General features: G+C 64.0%; 19 protein-coding genes. 7 read left to right on the top strand and 12 right to left on the bottom strand.

Annotated elements, in window-relative coordinates; translation table 11 throughout:
• Positions 1–92 precede the first annotated feature (92 nt).
• The 5 genes from MTX21_RS09775 to MTX21_RS09755 form a co-directional block, all read right to left on the bottom strand.
• The gene (locus MTX21_RS09775; protein ID WP_280964591.1) at positions 93–1,748 is read right to left on the bottom strand and encodes a TRAP transporter large permease subunit; all 1,656 of its coding nucleotides are present in this window, start codon (positions 1,746–1,748) and stop codon (positions 93–95) included.
• A gap of 27 nt (positions 1,749–1,775) precedes the next feature.
• On the bottom strand, positions 1,776–2,357 hold the full coding sequence (locus MTX21_RS09770) for a TRAP transporter small permease subunit (RefSeq protein WP_280964590.1): 582 nt from the start codon (positions 2,355–2,357) through the stop codon (positions 1,776–1,778).
• Between the two features lie 169 nt (positions 2,358–2,526).
• Complete coding sequence (moaA, locus tag MTX21_RS09765) at positions 2,527–3,561, bottom strand: GTP 3',8-cyclase MoaA (RefSeq protein ID WP_280964589.1); 1,035 nt, start codon at positions 3,559–3,561, stop codon at positions 2,527–2,529.
• Positions 3,562–3,671: 110 nt separating this feature from the next.
• Positions 3,672–4,154 carry a hypothetical protein gene (locus MTX21_RS09760; protein WP_280964588.1) on the bottom strand — a complete coding sequence of 161 codons (483 nt, stop codon included), beginning with the start codon at positions 4,152–4,154 and terminating at the stop codon, positions 3,672–3,674.
• Positions 4,155–4,327: 173 nt separating this feature from the next.
• Complete coding sequence (locus MTX21_RS09755; RefSeq protein WP_280964587.1) at positions 4,328–5,002, bottom strand: HAD-IA family hydrolase; 675 nt, start codon at positions 5,000–5,002, stop codon at positions 4,328–4,330.
• 164 nt (positions 5,003–5,166) lie between these two features.
• Between MTX21_RS09755 and rpiA the strand changes: the two genes are divergently transcribed.
• From rpiA to gor, 3 genes are all read left to right on the top strand, one after another.
• Entirely contained in the window at positions 5,167–5,871 is a 705-nt protein-coding gene (rpiA, locus tag MTX21_RS09750; protein ID WP_280964586.1) for a ribose-5-phosphate isomerase RpiA, read from the top strand.
• A gap of 11 nt (positions 5,872–5,882) precedes the next feature.
• Positions 5,883–6,419: a DUF2059 domain-containing protein gene (locus MTX21_RS09745; protein WP_280964585.1), complete on the top strand. Its 537-nt coding sequence runs from the start codon at positions 5,883–5,885 to the stop codon at positions 6,417–6,419.
• Positions 6,420–6,544: 125 nt separating this feature from the next.
• Positions 6,545–7,933 (top strand): glutathione-disulfide reductase, encoded by a 1,389-nt coding sequence (gene gor / locus MTX21_RS09740; protein WP_280964584.1) that lies wholly within the window; start codon positions 6,545–6,547, stop codon positions 7,931–7,933.
• Between the two features lie 51 nt (positions 7,934–7,984).
• Here the strand turns inward: gor and MTX21_RS09735 are convergent, their stop codons facing one another.
• The 3 genes from MTX21_RS09735 to MTX21_RS09725 all read right to left on the bottom strand — a co-directional run bounded on the left by MTX21_RS09735 (position 7,985) and on the right by MTX21_RS09725 (position 10,671).
• Entirely contained in the window at positions 7,985–8,431 is a 447-nt protein-coding gene (locus tag MTX21_RS09735) for a DMT family transporter (protein WP_280971016.1), read from the bottom strand.
• Between the two features lie 45 nt (positions 8,432–8,476).
• A complete protein-coding gene (locus tag MTX21_RS09730; RefSeq protein WP_280964583.1) occupies positions 8,477–9,106 on the bottom strand; it encodes an FMN-binding negative transcriptional regulator in 630 nt (209 codons plus the stop codon).
• Between the two features lie 80 nt (positions 9,107–9,186).
• The gene (locus MTX21_RS09725; RefSeq protein ID WP_280964582.1) at positions 9,187–10,671 is read right to left on the bottom strand and encodes a PLP-dependent aminotransferase family protein; all 1,485 of its coding nucleotides are present in this window, start codon (positions 10,669–10,671) and stop codon (positions 9,187–9,189) included.
• 142 nt (positions 10,672–10,813) lie between these two features.
• Here MTX21_RS09725 and MTX21_RS09720 point away from each other — a divergent pair, with 142 nt between their 5' ends.
• A complete protein-coding gene (locus MTX21_RS09720) occupies positions 10,814–11,206 on the top strand; it encodes a nuclear transport factor 2 family protein (protein WP_280964581.1) in 393 nt (130 codons plus the stop codon).
• Between the two features lie 5 nt (positions 11,207–11,211).
• On the opposite strand, the gene MTX21_RS09715 is transcribed toward MTX21_RS09720, so the two are convergent.
• The 3 genes from MTX21_RS09715 to MTX21_RS09705 are packed head-to-tail and all read right to left on the bottom strand — an operon-like array spanning position 11,212 to position 13,368.
• Positions 11,212–11,901: an EF-hand domain-containing protein gene (locus MTX21_RS09715; RefSeq protein ID WP_280964580.1), complete on the bottom strand. Its 690-nt coding sequence runs from the start codon at positions 11,899–11,901 to the stop codon at positions 11,212–11,214.
• Positions 11,902–11,935: 34 nt separating this feature from the next.
• Positions 11,936–12,592 carry a hypothetical protein gene (locus MTX21_RS09710; protein ID WP_280964579.1) on the bottom strand — a complete coding sequence of 219 codons (657 nt, stop codon included), beginning with the start codon at positions 12,590–12,592 and terminating at the stop codon, positions 11,936–11,938.
• Positions 12,589–13,368 carry an EF-hand domain-containing protein gene (locus MTX21_RS09705; RefSeq protein WP_280964578.1) on the bottom strand — a complete coding sequence of 260 codons (780 nt, stop codon included), beginning with the start codon at positions 13,366–13,368 and terminating at the stop codon, positions 12,589–12,591. Before MTX21_RS09705 ends, MTX21_RS09710 begins: the two co-directional genes overlap by 4 nt.
• A 457-nt stretch (positions 13,369–13,825) precedes the next feature.
• Here MTX21_RS09705 and MTX21_RS09700 point away from each other — a divergent pair, with 457 nt between their 5' ends.
• Together MTX21_RS09700 and MTX21_RS09695 are read left to right on the top strand one after the other, a co-directional pair.
• Positions 13,826–14,422, top strand: a complete 597-nt coding sequence (locus MTX21_RS09700; RefSeq protein WP_280964577.1) for a hypothetical protein — start codon at positions 13,826–13,828, stop codon at positions 14,420–14,422.
• The gene (locus MTX21_RS09695) at positions 14,419–14,901 is read left to right on the top strand and encodes a hypothetical protein (protein WP_280964576.1); all 483 of its coding nucleotides are present in this window, start codon (positions 14,419–14,421) and stop codon (positions 14,899–14,901) included. Before MTX21_RS09700 ends, MTX21_RS09695 begins: the two co-directional genes overlap by 4 nt.
• A gap of 93 nt (positions 14,902–14,994) precedes the next feature.
• Here the strand turns inward: MTX21_RS09695 and MTX21_RS09690 are convergent, their stop codons facing one another.
• Complete coding sequence (locus MTX21_RS09690; RefSeq protein WP_280964575.1) at positions 14,995–15,453, bottom strand: cupin domain-containing protein; 459 nt, start codon at positions 15,451–15,453, stop codon at positions 14,995–14,997.
• Between the two features lie 101 nt (positions 15,454–15,554).
• Here MTX21_RS09690 and MTX21_RS09685 point away from each other — a divergent pair, with 101 nt between their 5' ends.
• The gene (locus MTX21_RS09685) at positions 15,555–17,108 is read left to right on the top strand and encodes a winged helix-turn-helix domain-containing tetratricopeptide repeat protein (RefSeq protein ID WP_280964574.1); all 1,554 of its coding nucleotides are present in this window, start codon (positions 15,555–15,557) and stop codon (positions 17,106–17,108) included.
• Positions 17,109–17,207: the final 99 nt, after the last annotated feature.

Below are 17,207 nucleotides of genomic sequence, written 5' to 3'. Positions count from 1 at the left end.
TCGGGTCAAATAAAAAACCCGGAGCAATAGCTCCGGGTCTTTTTTTCGCCCGCGGTTTCAGAGGACCGCGCCACAGTTTTTCCGGATCCTGCTTATTGCTTGGGCTGGCCGAAGTCGATCGGCGGCAGATCGATCTGCGGGATCTCGATCTTGATGCTGTTGGGATCGATGTTGGACTGAACGCCCTTGTAGTGCATCACCATCGAGGGGAACAAGATCACGAGCAGCACCATGATCACCTGGATGACGACGAACGGCACGGCGCCCCAATAGATTTGTCCGGTCGTGACCGGCTCCATGCGCTTGCCGGTGACGCGATCGGTGTAGCGGTCCTTGGGCGCGACCGAGCGGAGGTAGAACAGCGCGAAGCCGAACGGCGGATGCATGAACGAGGTCTGCATATTGACGCCGAGGATGACGCCGAACCAGATCAGGTCGATACCGAGATGCTCGGCCGCGGGCCCGAGCAGCGGGATCACGATGAAGGCGAGCTCGAAGAAGTCGAGGAAGAACGCGAGCACGAACACGAAGGCGTTGACGAAGATCAGGAAGCCGATCTGGCCGCCGGGCAGGGAGGTCAGCAGGTGCTCGACCCAGACGTGGCCGTTGACGCCGTAGAAGGTCAGCGAGAACACGCGCGCGCCGACCAGGATGAAGACGACGAAGGCGGACAGTTTCGCCGTGGATTCGGTGGCTTGGCGGATCAGGTCCCAGCTCAGGCGCCGCTTCATGGCGCCGAGAATGAGGGCGCCGGTTGCGCCCATCGCGCCGCCTTCGGTCGGCGTCGCGATACCAATGAAGATCGTGCCCAGCACCAGGAAGATCAGGAACAGCGGAGGCACCATCACGAAGGTGGTCTGCTGCGCCATGCGCGACAGGAAGCGGAAGCCCGTAAGCTTGTCGATGATCCAGTTAACGACGGCGACGAAGAACGCGAACAGGATGCCGAAGAACATGGCGAGCACGACGAAGTCCGCGCCATGGGCCTCCGAATTGCGCATCATGAACCAGCCGAAGACGCAGCTCGCCAGGAACAGCACGCCCAGCGAGGTCAGGCCACGGCTGCCGCTCTCCTCGCGGAAGCCGATGGCTTCCTTCGGAAGGCCAGGGGCCGCCTTCGGGAAGATCAGGGTCACGAGGAACGCGTAACCCGCATAGAGCCCTGCGAGCACCAGGCCCGGAATGAACGCGCCTTCATACATGTCGCCGACGGACTTGCCGAGCTGGTCGGCCATCACGATCAGAACGAGCGAGGGCGGAATGATCTGCGCCAGCGTGCCGGCGGCCGCGATGATGCCGGTCGCCATGCGACGGTCATAGCCGTAGCGCAGCATGATCGGCAGCGAGATCAGGCCCATCGAGATCACCGACGCCGCGACCACGCCGGTGGTCGCCGCAAGCAGGGCGCCGACGAACACCACCGCATAGGCGAGGCCGCCGCGGATCGTGCCAAAGAGCTGGCCGATGGTGTCGAGCAGGTCTTCCGCCATGCCCGAGCGCTCGAGCACCAGTCCCATGAAGGTGAAGAACGGAATCGCGAGCAGCGTGTCGTTGTTCATCACGCCGTAGACGCGCTCGGGCAATGCCTGGAGGAAGTCCGGGCGGAATTCGCCGAGCTCTATACCGATCACGGCGAAGATGAGGCCCACGGCGCCGAGCGAGAATGCTGCGGGATAGCCGAGCAGCAGCACCACCACCAGCGATGCGAACATGATCGGCGCCATATTGGCGATAAGAAACGCGGTCATCAATTCCCCCTCAAACGCCGCCGGCGACTACTTCTTCTCGATCGCCTCGACGAGGTGCTCGACCTCAGCCTCGATTGCCGACACCTGCGAATCGTGCGGGTCGGGGATCATGCCGCGCATAATCGCGATGCGCTTGATCAGCTCGGAGATGCCCTGCACCAGCAGGAATGCGAATCCGATCATGATCAGCGACTTGGCCGGCCACTGCGGCAGGCCGCCCGCGTTGCCGGACTGCTCGTTGATCTGGAACGACCGCTCGAAGAACGGCACGCCGGTGATGATCATGACTATCGTCAGCGGCAGCAGGAAGAACGCGTGGCCGATGACGTCGATGACGTTGCGCGCCGTCTTGGGCAGCAGGTTATTGATGATGTCGATGCGGATGTGCTCGTTATCGAGCAGGGTCCAGGGCGAGCACAGCAGGAAGACGATGCTGAACAGCACCCATTGCAGCTCGAGCCAGGCATTGGAGGACGTGTCGAACGTCTTGCGCACGATGGCGTTTATCGCCGAGATGATGACAGCGACCAGGATCAGCCACGCCAGACGCTTGCCCGTCCAACGCGTGAACGCATCAATCCCACGGCTCAACTTTAGGAGCGCTTGCAACGATAGGTCCTCCCCGGATTTGCCCCGGCCGTCTTGACTGCGCCGACTGGGCGCGTGGCTTTTCTCGCCGCGCAGGCATGAGGCAGGCGCACCAAACCAGCGAGCGTGCCGCCAGTCAATCGGAAGTTTGTTGATAGTTAAGGGGAATAACGGCCGCGGCGGTTAAGGGCTACCCGCCGGTCACGCTCATGTGCCGGCTCACGCTGGGACGGTCGTGGCGGCGGTCGATGATGAAGTCGTGGCCCTTCGGCTTCAGCCCGATGGCGCGGTCGATCGCATCCGCAAGCAGCGCATCGTCAGCCGATGCACGCAGAGGTTGGCGCAGGTCGGAGGCGTCCTCGTGGCCGAGGCAGGTGTGCAGTGTTCCCGTGCAGGTGATCCGCACCCGGTTGCAGGATTCGCAGAAATTGTGGGTCATCGGCGTGATGAAGCCGAGCTTGCCGCCGGTCTCGCCGACGCCGACATAGCGCGCCGGCCCGCCGGTGGTCTCGGTGAGATCCGTCAGCGTGAACTGCTGGGCGAGCCGCGCACGCAGCAGTGACAGCGGCAGGTACTGGTCGATGCGCCCTGCGCCGATCTCGCCCATCGGCATCACCTCGATCAGCGTCAGGCCCATGCCCTTGCCGTGAGCCCATCGCATCAGGTCAGGAATTTCGTCCTCGTTGAGGTTCTTCAGCGCCACCGCGTTGATCTTCACGGCAAGGCCTGCGGCGCGTGCCGCCTCAATGCCTTCGAGCACCTTGTCGATCTCGCCCCAGCGGGTGATCTCGCGAAACTTCTGCGGATCGAGCGTGTCGAGCGAGACGTTGATACGGCGGACGCCGCAATCGGCAAGCTCCTTTGCGTATTTCGCAAGCTGCGTGCCGTTGGTGGTCAGCGTCAGCTCGCGCAGTGCGCCGGTCGTCAGGTGGCGCGAGAGCGAGCGCACCAGCGACATCACATTGCGGCGGACCAGCGGCTCGCCGCCAGTCAGGCGCAACTTCTTCACGCCCTTGGCGATGAAGGCGGAGCACAGCCGGTCGAGTTCCTCGAGTGTCAACAGGTCCGCCTTGGGCAGGAACGTCATGTCCTCCGACATGCAATAGAAGCAGCGCAGGTCGCAGCGGTCGGTGACGGAGACGCGCAAATAGGTGATGGTCCGCCCGAACGGATCGGTCATGGGGCTCGACAGCGCGGCGAGGGGGCTCGCGGAGGGTCCGTTCATATGAGAGGCCTTGTCACTTACGGCGACGGGCGCACCGTTGCTTTGGCGGTGCTCTCCAACCAATCTAAGCACCGGACGCGGCAAGGACAATCGTGCGCTTGTCGCGGAGTTCAGTGTTGCGGCGGCGACCCCGCGTTGGGATCGGGGAACGGCGAGGCACCGGCCGGTGCGGCACTTGCGGGCGTGGATGCGACGGGAGCCGGTTTCGGCTTGTTCGGCCGGTGCGGCTTCTTCCTGACCGGTTTGGGCGGCACGGCGGGCTGGAGTTCCGCAAACACCGGATTCGGATCGGTGGTGGCAGTCGCAGGCGTGGTGAAGCTGCCGGGGGTCTTGATGACGTTCACTGGCACGCTGGCCGGCTGATGCTTGTCCAGGGTGTAGCTGACCGTGAACGGGCCATCCGGGGCGGGAATCGCGACCGAGCAGGGGGTTGTGCAGCCCGAACCGAGCGAGGTCTTGGCCTCGGCACCCGGCGGGTTGGATTCAAATTTGACCTGGAGCGCCGGCGGGGCGGATTTGAACATGTCCCAGGAGCCCGCGGAGCAGCCACCAAGGCTCGCCCCCGCTAACGCAATCGCGATGACACGACGCATGACCATCCACTTCTGTGCGACGAATCGCCACAATCCCCGGCCGCGACCTTAGGTGCGTCGTTCCGCCCGGGCAACCGGCCGGGCATGCATAGATAACAGATGGTTAACGCAAGGGTATATAAGGAATTATCTAGTGATTTCAGTATCTTGCGGTAATTCCCTAAGTGGTTCCCTTAGGCCGTTATCAGGCTGCTTGCGGCGGCCGGCAGGTCGCGCATGTGATGGATCAGCCGGTCCGGCTTCAATTCGGCGATCGGTACGTCCGTATAGCCGAAGCTGACCCCAATCACGGGAATCCCGGCGCGCCGTGCCACCCCGACGTCGGTTCCGGCGTCGCCGACCATGATGCTGGCGGCGAGCTGCCCGCCGGCCCGCGCCACCGTCTGGCGCAGGATGGTCGGATCGGGCTTCTGGACGCCAAAGGTGTCGGCGCCGCAGATCGCCGCGAATCGGCCGCTCAGACCCAGCTTGTCCAGCAGCCGCTTCGACAGCCATTCCAGCTTGTTGGTGCAGACCGCAAGGGTATGGCCGCACTCCGCGAGGTGGGCGAGCGCCGCCTCGAGCCCGTCGAAGGGCCGCGATTCGTCGGCGATATGGTCTGCGTAATAGCCGATGAAATCGGCCGTCAGCCGGTTCATCTCCTCGACGCTGACGGTGCGGCCCTCGGCCTCCAGCCCCCGCTCGATCAGCTTGCGGGCGCCGGCGCCGATCATGTTGCGGGCGGACTGCACCGGCACGGGCGGCAACCCCTCGCGGTCGAGCACGTGGTTCAGCGCGTTGATCAGGTCGGGCGCCGTATCCACGAGCGTGCCGTCGAGATCGAAGACGATGGTGTGAGGGGAAGTCATGGCCGAAAGCGCTATCGGTCCGGCCGCGCCCGCGCAAGGGGACATCCCATAAGTTCGGTTTATAGCCTATGTCCGAGACCCTGTTCTCCGGGCCAAAACGAGGCTAGATAGGCCGCCGCAAGCGACTATTTCAGCGGCACACACTACCTAAGGACGGGCGCAACGTGGACATGGACCAATTGAAGCGGCAGGCCGCGGCGCGTGCGCTCGAAGAGGTGCAGGACGGCATGCAGGTCGGGCTCGGAACGGGCTCGACGGCCAAGCATTTCGTCGAGCTGCTCGGCGAGCGCGTGCGGGCCGGGCTCAAGGTGATCGGCGTGCCGACCTCGGAGGCGACGCGCGCGGATGCGGAGCGCTGCGGAGTGCCGCTGACCACGCTGGACGAGATCGATCATCTCGATCTTACCGTCGACGGTGCCGACGAGATCGATCCGGCGCTCAATTTGATCAAGGGCGGGGGCGGCGCGCTGCTGCGCGAGAAGATCGTGGCGGCGGCCTCGGACCGCATGATCGTGATTGCCGACGACACCAAATGGGTGGCGACGCTCGGCCGCTTTCCGCTGCCGGTGGAGGTGATTCCGTTCGGGCTCGGCGCGACCCGGCGGGCGATCGAGAAGGCATTTGCGAGTTGCGGCGTTTCCGGGCAAATGGCGGTCCGCAAGGCCAAGGATGGCCACGTTTTCGTCACCGATGGCGGCCACTGGATCGTCGATGCCCAGCTTGGACGTATTGAGGACCCGGCTCGCCTCGCCGAGGCGTTGAGCGCGATCCCGGGCGTGGTCGAGCATGGGCTGTTCATCGGCTTGGCCAGCTCGGCTGTTCTGGCGGGTGGCGGCGGAATCCGCGTGGTTGAACGGCGAAAGCCCTAAGGAGACTAGGAATGAAGAGCGTGTTTAAATTCTTGCCGGCCGCGACCCTTGCTGTGGGACTGGCCTTGTGTGCCTTCCCGGCCTCGGCCCAGCAGCCGGCCGCGCCACAGCAGCCCGCCCAGCCAAAATCGACTCCGGCGGCGATCGCAGCGGCCAGGGAGATCCTGGCGCTGAAGAATGCCAATTCGATGTACGCCAACGCCGTGCCCGGCATGGTCGAGAAGACCAAGACCGCACTGATCCAGCAGAACCTCAACTACCAGAAGGATCTGAACGAGGTCGCGCCGATCGTCGCCCAGCAGCTCGCCGGCCGCGAGAAGGAGATCGGCGAAGGCATGGCGCAGGTCTATGCCAGCGAGTTCACCGAGCAGGAACTCAAGGACCTCGTCACCTTCTACAAGTCGCCGCTCGGCAAGAAGTTGATCGAAGCCGAGCCCCGCGCCATCGGCCTCAGCATGGCCTTCATGAATTCGTGGGCCCACAATTTCTCCGAGACCGTGATGGGCGCCTTCCGCGCCGAGATGCGCAAGCGTGGCAAGGACATCTGACCGACACTATCTGTTCAGAAATACCTAAAGCGCGTCATCGCGCTTTAGGTTGTTATTTGAGCATGATCTTTTCGGAAAACCGCGACGCACTTTTCCGGATCATGCTCTAGAGGTCGGAGTGGACAATGGCTGAATTCGACGTCGACCTCTTTGTCATCGGTGGCGGTTCGGGCGGCGTGCGCGCCGCGCGCATCGCGGCCGGTCACGGCGCCCGCGTGATGATCGCGGAAGAGTACCGCATGGGCGGCACCTGCGTGATCCGCGGCTGCGTGCCCAAGAAGCTGTTCGTGATCGGATCGCACGTCCGTCACGAGATCGAGGACGCCGCAGGTTTTGGCTGGACCATTCCGACAGCCACGTTCGACTGGCCGACGCTGATCGCCAACAAGGACAAGGAGATCGCGCGGCTGGAGGCGGCCTACACGACCAACGTCGAGAAGTCGGGCGCGCAGATCGTGAAGAGCCGCGCGGTGCTGGAAGGCGCCCACACCGTTCGCCTGCTCGAGAACGACCGCAAGATCAGGGCAAGGTACATCCTGATCGCCACCGGCGGCGCGCCCAACCACGGGGCTTCCATCCCCGGCATCGAGCACGTGATCTCCTCCAACGAGGCGTTCCATCTGAAGAAGCTGCCGAAGCGGATCGTGATCCAGGGCGGCGGCTACATCGCGCTGGAATTCGCCGGCATCTTCGCCGGCTACGGCTCCGACGTCACCGTGATCTATCGCGGCGACAACATCCTGCGCGGCTTCGACGACGACGTCCGCGCCCACGTCCGCGCCGAGATGGAGAATCAGGGCATCACCATCCTCACCGGCTGCACGGTGACCAGGGTCGATCGCCACGGCGACGAATTCACCAGCCATCTGTCGAATGGCTCGAGCGTTGCCTCCGACCAGGTGATGTTCGCGATCGGCCGTCACCCCAACGTCGCCAATCTCGGCCTCGACAAGGCCGGCGTCGCCATCAATCCGAAGAACGGCGGCATTGCGGTCGACCATTTCTCGAAGAGCTCGGTCGACAACATCTACGCGATCGGCGACGTTACCCATCGCTTCAACCTGACGCCGGTGGCGATCCGCGAGGGCCACGCCTTCGCCGACACCGTGTTCGGCAAGCGCGAGGTCAGGGTCGATCATGCCAACGTCCCGACTGCCGTGTTCTCGCAGCCGGAGGTCGGCACCGTCGGGCTGACCGAGACCGAGGCGCGCGCGCAGTTTAGCCACGTCGACATCTACAAGACGACGTTCCGTCCGATTAAGGCGACGATGTCCGGCCGCGACACCCGCGTGCTGATGAAGCTCGTCGTCGACGGCTCGTCCGACCGTGTGCTCGGCTGCCACATCGTCGGCGATGCCGCCGCCGAGATCATCCAGGCGGTCGCCATCGCCGTGAAGATGAAGGCGACCAAGGCCGATTTCGACGCGACCATCGCGCTGCACCCGACCGCGGCCGAAGAACTCGTCACCATGCGCACGCCGACCGCGCGCCACGTGCGCCAGGCGGCGGAATAGGGCACGTCGCTGGAAGGCGGCGCGCGATGCCCAGCAAGCTGCCGCGCCGCCCTACATGCGAATCAGGACGACGCCGCCGACCAGCAGCGCGGCGCCGATGATCCGGATTGCGCTAACGGGATGGACGGGAACGCCCATCGCACCGAAATGGTCGAGCGCGATCGATCCGAACATCTGGCCGGCGATCAGTAGCGCAAAGAATGTAGCCGCGCCGAGCTGCGGGACGAGAAAGATTCCCAAGCCGATGTAGATGGCGCCGAACAGTCCGCCGCTCCATGCGAACCAGGGTATTCGGGCCGCGGTCGCAGCCGAAGGGACAGGATCTCGCAAGAGGAGCGCCAGCGCCGCCATGCAGAGGACGCCGATGAAGTAGCTCATGAAGCCCGACCAGGCAGCCGAGCTCAACGCCGTCCGCAGGTTCGCGTTGAGCGCCTGTTGCACAACGAGGCAGATCCCGGCCGCCATGGCCAGGATCATCGGAAACGTCAGCTTCAACATCTCTTGGTCCACCCTGGTTCTCCGGCTCGCCGCCGCGTGCCTCGTTCAAGCCGGAAGCGGGATCAGGGGAGCAACCTCGCGATCGCCGGCGTCCTCGCTGGCCGCGAGCCCGGCCGCGACGCCGATACGGTCGGCCTCGGGACGGTTCTGGCTCATCTTGCGCTTGCCCTCGAACCGCACCACGGGAATGCGCAGGCCCACGATTCCACGGAGCTGCGCGGCGATGAAGTCGGCGGGGGCGTCGGTGACGGCCCAAGGCTTGGCGCGCGATCCTTCATGCCTGTTGGTGAGCCGCGTGACCGCATCGAGCAACCGTTCAGGTTCGTGGAAGAATTCCACCGGGCCGTAGGCATGCACGGCGATGTAGTTCCAGGTCGGCACGACCTTTCCGGTCTCCTGTTTGGTCGCGTACCAGGACGGCGTCACATAAGCGTTGGGACCGGCAAAGATCGCCAGCGCGTGACCGATCGGGGCTAGCTGCCATTGCGGATTGGCCTTCGCCAGATGGCCGTAGAGCACGCCGTGCTCGCCTTCGCTCTCGTCGAGGAAGAGCGGCAGCGGGGTGGCCACCGGACCGTCGGCCGTGGCCGTGACCAGGCTGGCGAGGCGCGCGGTGCGGATGCTGGCCCGAATGCTCGCGATGTCGTCGTCCCTGAAGGCGGGTGGTATGTACATGGTCTATCTCCGTTAGCTCGGAGATAGTCGAAATCTGGTCTGCAGGAAACGACCAGTTCGAAGAGATTTTACCAGTCCAGTTATTTGCTGCTGACCTCGTCGACGGCTCGGGCGAGGAGCCGGCAGCCGTGCTCGATCTGTGCGATCTCGAGCGCCGAATAGCCCATGACGAGGCCGACCGCCTCCCGCGACCTGCGGCGGCCCGGGCGGCGCCCGTCGAACAGTGCGGAGATGGGATAGATGCCGACGCCCTTTGCGCGGGCCGCCTCGATCAACGCCGCTTCGCGCGTTTGCGGCAGGTCGTCGAACCACGCCACCACATGCAGGCCGGCGGCTGCGCCGTCGATCCGGACCCGGTCGCCGAACCGGCGGCGTAAGGCACTGAGCAGCGCCTGCTGGCGTTCGGCGTTGCGCCGGCGGACACGCCGGACGTGGCTCTCATAGGCGCCGCTCTCCAGCATCGCGGCGAGGGCCTCCTGCTCGAGCAGCGGTGTGTGCCGGTCCATGATCTGCTTGGCGGCGCCGAACAGGGACCGAAGCCCGGAGGGCACCACCAGATAGCCGATGCGCAGCGTCGGAGAGAGTGTCTTGGAGATGGTCCCGAGATAGATCACGTTGTCGCTGCCTTCGAGCGCATGCAGCGGCGGGATCGGCTTGGTGTCGTAGCGGTACTCGCTGTCGTAGTCGTCCTCGATCACACAAGCGTCGGCCCTCCTCGCCCAGGCGAGCAACTGGTGCCGGCGTCCGATCGGCAGGACGCCGCCCAGCGGATATTGATGCGACGGCGTCACATAGGCGAGGCGAGCCTCGACGCCGTCGAGGCGCTCGGTCTCGAGGCCGTCCTGATCGACCGGAATTGGGATCGCCACGGCGCCCGTCGCCGCAAAAGTGTGCCGCGCCATCAGGTATCCGGGATCCTCCATGACGAAGCGGTCGCCGGCGTCGAGCAGCAGGCGCGCGCAGATGTCGAGGCCCTGCTGCGAGCCGTTCACGACAACGATCTGGTCGACCTCGCATCGCACGGTTCGCGATCGCCACAGATATCCTTGAAGTGCCGTGCGGAGCCGCAGCGAGCCGCACGGATCGTCATAGGCCAGCCGTTCGCGCTTGCGGTTCATCGCCGCGACCGCGGCCTTCTTCCACGCCAGCGCGGGAAAGTCCGACGGCGAAAGCTCGCCGTACCGGAAGTTCGCGACCAGACCGCGCGGCGGCTCGCTCCAGCGCGGCGGGTCCTGCCGCAACTGCTCGCCGAACTTCGACAGCCGCGCCTTGCGTGTCGACGGCCGGGACGCGGCGCGCGCTCGTCCCCGCTCGACGACGGCGCGGGCGACGCGTGGCCGCGCGCCGTGGCGTGTCTCGATAAAGCCCTCAGCGGCAAGCTGCTCGTAGGCGACGGTGACGGTCGAACGCGCCACGCCCATCTCGTCGGCGAGCGCCCGCGACGACGGCAAGAGATCGTCAGTGCCGTAAACCCGCGCCAGGATCTGATCCCTCAGCGCCTCGTAGATCTGGCGCGCTCCCATCCGGCCGGCGCGGCGTCCGGGACTCGTTTTCATCTCGACCATCCGTCGTTCGCGGGAAGGAGCGATATCTCACGCTCGTGATCAGTACGAAGTGAGGGCCGCGTTGTATAGCTTCATTCCCGGAGGCGGCAGCTTCAAGAGTGTGCTGCTGGGTCGATGAGGGAAGCCTGGATCGGAGGTCGATATGGATGATCGGGCCAAGATGATGGCGCTTCAGCACCATTGGGATGCTTCGGACGCAAACGATTTCGAGGCCGAGCATGACATCTATCGCGATGATGCCGTGCTTGATTATCCGCAATCGGGTGAGCGGATCCACGGTCGCGGGAACATTCAGGAGAGCCGTTTCCTTCAACCGAACAGGAAACGCCTCACGGTCCGGCGAATTGTCGGCGGCGGCGATCTATGGGTGACGGAATTCGTCCTGACCTATGACGGTGTGCCATCTTACGTGGTGAGCATTATGGAATTCCGTGACGACCTGGTCGCGCACGAGACGCAATATTTCGCCGATCCGTTCGAGCCTGCTCCCTCGCGCGCGCATCTCGTCGAGCGGCTGGGGCAAGGGGCGGAGTAAGGCTATCACTTGGTAGTTTTCGTCGCCTGAACGTCCTGCTTGCTGAATGCATCGATCTCCTCCTTGGAGAGGACGCCGTCCCCGTTGCTGTCGATGGTCCAAAAAATTGCCTCCGCAGCCCGCAGATATTCCACCCGCGTGACGCGCCCGTCGCCATTCTCATCGAGTGTGAGTGCGACCCATTGCAGCGAATTGCCACCGAAGCGGATTGCGTGCTTCGCGGCTGTTGCAAGCATCTCCGCGGCATCGATGCGACCGTCGCCGTTGGTGTCCGGAGCCATCGCCTGCGTCACCGCCGATTGGAATTGACGGTCGGCGTCGGCGGCGTCGCCGCGACTCTGCGACAGCAATATCATCATCATGTTTCCGGCGAGGTAAGTTTCGATCTCGTCCCGAGTCACGACGCCGTCGCCATCGAGGTCGAACTGGAGAAGCGAGGACAGCGCTCCCGCGCGGACGGCGGCTTCGTTGATCTGACGTTGCAGCTTGAGGTCGGCTTCAGTGATTTCGCTATCGCCATCCACGTCGAATTTGCGAAACTCCTCGCCGCGCCTGTCGAGGTACTGCACGAGCGTCTCGCCGGCCAGGGTGGAGCGCCCAAGTAGCGATCGCGCCGATGCCGCGGGAGTTGGTGCGGGTTGAGCGCAAGCGGCGTTGCTGAGAATTGCAACCGCCAACAACGGCGGCGCGAGCAATGACGGTTCTCTAAGAATTCGGGAGATCATGCCGCTACTCCATTGTCACCTTGGAGTGGCCGGGATTGCCTGCCGGCCGCGGCACGCCGTTGGGGACGACGAAGCTGACGGAATGACCTCCGGCGAGCCCCGCCGGGAAGCGGGTCTGACGGGTGACGACGAATTCGCCACGTCCATTGCGGACCAGTGTTCCGTCGGTCAGGAGCTGCAAAAGGCCGGCCTCCTGCGGCAAGACCTCGTAACGCGTGACGGCCTGTGCACCGATGACGGCCGCCGCATCGACCGACATCAATCCACCTGGATAGGAGCGGAGGAAATCCGCACGAACCTCGCGCCAGGCAGGATTAAGGTTGGAGAATATTTTGTCTGCGTCGGCCGGATCCGGGATCGATGTCGTTCCCGACGGCAGCTTCACATTCCACATCTGCTTGGCCGTCAGGACAATGTCCGGGTCGCGTCCGAGAAGAAGCTTGCTCCTATACGATGTCTCTTTCGGATTGCGTTCGGTCATGTTGACCCAGAAGCTGTTGCACCGGCCTGCTTTGGCAATTGTGACGACCTCACTTGGGAGGCCAGTGGCCCCGACCGCCGGATATTCGCCTTCGTTGGGCGCTCCGCCGGCCAGAATGACACGCTTCACGCGGTAGACTGCGCCTTCGAACTGCCAGATCATGCGATCCCACGCGATCATGACCAGATAGAGCGGCTCGCCGCCGGGCTCGATGATGACCTTGTACGCGTTTCCTCATCCTGCGAACCGAGCGCTGCCGTCGACAACGCGAGCGGCTCATGCCCGTTGAAGAGCACGAACCTGAGATCTTTTCCGGCTTTGGGGACAGCGCACTCGATGGCCAGCTTTTCGTCGTAGCTTGGTTGAATCTCGTTGACGCGCGGCGCCGGCAGACCTGCGCGCTGCCAATAGCCATCGAATTCGGCGCGCGAGGTCACGCCGTCTCCGTCGGTATCGACGGCCGCAAAGCGCAGCTCCATCGCTTCGGCATATTCTTTGAACGTGGTCTTACCGTCGCCGTCGGCGTCATAGCTCACCAGGATGCGGTAAGGCGCGTCGAAATCGGTTCCCGGGGCCGCCGGGAATTTCCGCGCGTAAGCAAAGGTCTCGTCCCAATCGATCCGGCCGTCGCCATTCGTATCGGCGCGCATTCGGCTCTCCACGACTCGCCGTGCCTGTTCGAGCCGCCGGGCGTCGCTCTCGGGTCCTTCTCCCGGGATAAAATGCGACTGGTGGCGCGCGAAGATCGTGAGTTCGTCGGTGGTGATAATGCCGTCACTGTTCAGATCGGCTTGAAGCATCAGGGCGATCTGATGGGCGCGATGCATGGCTTCATGCTTCGAGCGGTTGCGCTGACGGTCGACCTCCGTAATCGCGCCGTCGCGATCAAGGTCATGGACGTTGAAGGGTACCTTGATCTGCTCCTGGAATGCATAATACCGCAGGCCCGGCGCCAATGATTGTGCGATATGCGCATCGAGATCGAACGCGACGACGGGCCTCGGCGGCTGGCCGGGACTCTGGGTCGGCAGAGCAGGAGCGTTTTGAGCGATCCCACTGACTGGCACGATCAGAGAGCCGAGTGCGACAGCCGATGCGGTCAGGAACTGCCAAACTGGCTGCCACATGTCGTTGTCCTCCGCGTCGCTACGTGCGGGCGGTTATGCCTTGCGACGTGTTCAGCAACGTTTAACGCAATCCAAGGATGTAAATGACCATGAAGCCGATGGCTACAATCCGATCTTTGTTGCCTCGTGCGATGCGAATGCTTCAAACGGCTCATTCGGTGACGTCGGTGGCTCAATCTGCACGGCATTCTTAGACGTTCATTTACCCTGTGCAGCGGAACCCGCAAATTAATACTTCTCTTAACGTAACACGGCTAGGTTGTGGCGGCTAATTTGAGTGCGCATCATGAGCCGATTTGCTCTTCTCGCATGTATGGCGTTCGTCTCCACATTCGTCGGCGTCTCCTGGGCGATTCGCGGCTTTCCTGTTTCGACCTCTTCACCAACCGGTGGGTTGAAGCCCACGCTCAGTGCGTCGTTCGGCGATGAGAGCGCAAAGGCTCGTGAGCGAAAAATGTGGGAAGCCGAGCACACCCTACAAAGCGACAAGGATCCACAACTCGATGCGCTGCGGATGGACGCGCTCCAGGCAGGCACCGCTTACGCCATGTCGCCGTGCGACAAGACCATGAAAGCGAACCTCATCGCAGCCACGTCCGCCTATGCGCGAGGCTGGATCAAGATTTACGACTGCCCAAATCCGGCGCTGGGGATGTTCTGCAGCGAAAAGAAACGTGATCAGGCGAATGCGGCCTATTCAACACCGCTGGATATTCGCGTTAAGGCGGCGCTTGCTGAGGCGTTCGAACAAAAAGGCGTCGTCCAGGAGGATTTTCCAGAGGATATCCGCCTCGCTGTGTTTGCCTTCGCGGGGCCTGGCTTGTGGTCCGATCCGTCTCCAGTGTGCCTGCCGCGACAACGCGCGACGGCGAACTCCAAATGAGCCGTGGCTGGTTCATCATCTGGGCCCTTATCGTGTGTCAGGTGGCCGCGTGGGCGTTCGCGCCGCAACACACAGTCCAGCGCCCAACGGCGATCGACGGTCCGGGCTATGGCTCCGACGAAGTGTATCTGGTGAAAGGGAGAGCAAGCCAGCGCAGCGAAGCTGCTCTGGCGTTCGAGCGTCCCTACGGAGCGCGCTGTGCGGGAGATGGGCGGAAGCAGTTTATCAGCGCCATCAATGAATACTACTACCACCGCCAGAACCAAATGGAACGCTATCCTGAAATCTTTGGGCAGCCCGGCGCAGACTACATCGCCAAACAATGGTCGACCGGTGACGACCATCGCATTGAGCGCCTGACGCGGGAAGCCTATGCTCAAGGTTATCTCGAGCTCTCGGACTTTGATGGCGTCGCGCGCAAGCTGGTTCAAGCTGTCGTCAGGAATGAGCGCATAACGGCGCATTCCTGCGCGAGCTGAATGTATTTGCATACGCTGCCTGCCTGATATCAGCCGGGTCGCTCTCAATCAACGCGACCCAGCCCACATGGCGTCCAAATTGACAACGCGGGGCTAACTCTTCAGTGCCGATAGCTGATCCGTGTCATAGCGGGCCCGCAAAGCCGCGATCTCGGCGGGATCGGCCGCGCCGCCGCGCGCCACGGTCTCGGCCAGCTCCTCGAAGTAGCGCTCGTGGCCGGGCGGGGACACCGTCATGAGCACGCGGGCGACCTTGTCGGAGGAGTTGCCGATGTTGTGTGGCACGCCCGGCGGGAGAAAAAGGTAGGTGCCGGGCGTGGCCCGCACGCGCTCGTTTCCGACCTGCCAGTCGCACTCGCCCTCCAGGACATAGAACGTCTCCTCCTGCACGCGATGAACATGCAGGCCGGTCGAGAAGCCGGCCGGAATGGTCCATTCGAACATCGAGGTGTGTCGCGTGTCGTTGCCGGTGACCAGAAATGCCATGGGATGGCCGGCAAGCCTGACCTGCTTGCCTTCGCCGGGCCTGCGGATGATCGGCTTTGCACTCATCTCCAAACGCTCCAATTTGCGGTGGTTGGGAGCCTCAGCCTGCTCTCGCCGCCTCCAAAGGTCGTGAAAGACCTCCGAAATTGTTGCAAAATGTCCCCGAAATGGCCCCGCAGCCCGCACCAGACACCTACAAGTTCGGCGCCTTTGCCCTCGATGCCGAGACGGGCGCGCTGTTTTGCGGCACCGCGCCGACATTGCTTGGCCAACGCGGTGCGGCACTGCTGCGCATCCTGTTGGAACGTGCCGGGTCTCCCGTCAGCAAGGATGCGTTGATCGATGCCGCGTGGCCGGGGCTCAATGTCGAGGAAAGCAATCTCACGGTGCAGATCGCCGCACTGCGGCGCGCGCTCGAGCAGGACGGCGGAGGACGCTGGATCGAGACGTTGCCGCGTCGCGGGTACCGCTATGTCGGCCCGCCGGTGGCATGCGTCAAGGCGAATGCGGACGAAGCCGGCCATCGGACTGCGCTGTTGGTGCCGGTAAAGCCGTCGATCGCCGTACTGCCGTTCGAGCATTCAGGCGAAGCCGCCTGGTTTGCCGACGGCATGGCCGACGATATCATCACTGGGCTGTCCCGGATCAGATGGTTGTTCGTGATCGCGCGCAATTCCAGCTTCGTCTGGCGGGGCCGCGTCGCCGACGTCAAGCAGGTGGGCCGCGACCTCGGCGTGCGTTATGTCCTGCAGGGCAGCGTGCGGGGCGCCGCCGACCGCCTCCGCATCAACGTGCAACTCGCGGACGCCGGAAGCGGCACCCATATCTGGGCCGAGCGCTATGATCGAACCGTGGGCGATTTGTTCGCCTTGCAGGACGAGATCGCGCTCGCCGTGGTCGGTGCGATCGAGCCGAGCCTGCGTCGCGCCGAGGTCGAGCGCATCCGACGCAAACGCCCTGACAGTCTCGATGCCTACGAACTCGTGCTGCGCGCCCAGCCCGACGTCGACTCGGGCATGCCCGATCGTGCGGCGCTCGCGTTGCCGGAGCTCCAGCGGGCCATGGCGCTTGATCCCACCTATGCGCTGGCTCACGGCCTGGCAGCGATGAGCTATCACAATCGGTTTCTGCGGGCAGGGCTGAAGGAAGAGGACCGGCTGGCGTCGGTCCGTCACGCGCGACTTGCAATCGAGCACGGGCGCGACGATGCGCTCGCGCTGACCTTTGCCGGCTTCTCGCTCGGCATGGACGCTCATGACCGCCAGGCGGCCTTCGCCGCATTCGAGGCGGCGCTTGCGCTCAGCCCCTCGACTGCGCTGGCCTGGATTCTCGGCAGCGTCGTCGCCGGCTGGGCTGGTGAGGCGGAGCGTGCGATCGATTGGAGCGAGCGCGGCATGCGCCTCAGTCCGTACGATCCGTGGGCCTTTGCCGCCTATGATGCGCAGGCGCTCGGCCATTTCCGCAGGGATCGCCACGAGGAGGCGGCAAGCGCAGCCTACAAGTCCAATCTCGCCAATCCCGCGCACAGCATCACCTGGGTCCAGCTCGCAGCATCGCTCGCTGCGCTCGGGCGGCTCGACGAGGCGAGGGCGGCGGCTGCCTGCGTTCTGGAGTTGCAGCCGAATTTCCGCGTCGGCAACCAGTTCGCCGGGGTCAACTGCGAGGCGGAGCTGGCATCGAAACTTGGCCGCGCGCTGCACGCGGCCGGCCTGCCGGAATGATGTGGGCGCAGTCTATGCTGGCAGCACTTGCCGAAGGTCCACTCGACGTTCGCGTGGGTCATTCGCCGACACGTTGCGTGGCCGGGTCCCATGTCCGCT

The sequence above is a fragment of the Bradyrhizobium sp. ISRA430 genome (assembly GCF_029909975.1).
GTDB lineage: Bacteria > Pseudomonadota > Alphaproteobacteria > Rhizobiales > Xanthobacteraceae > Bradyrhizobium.
The sequence above is the reverse complement of the archived record's forward strand: the minus strand, read 5'-3'. Positions and strand labels throughout refer to the sequence as shown.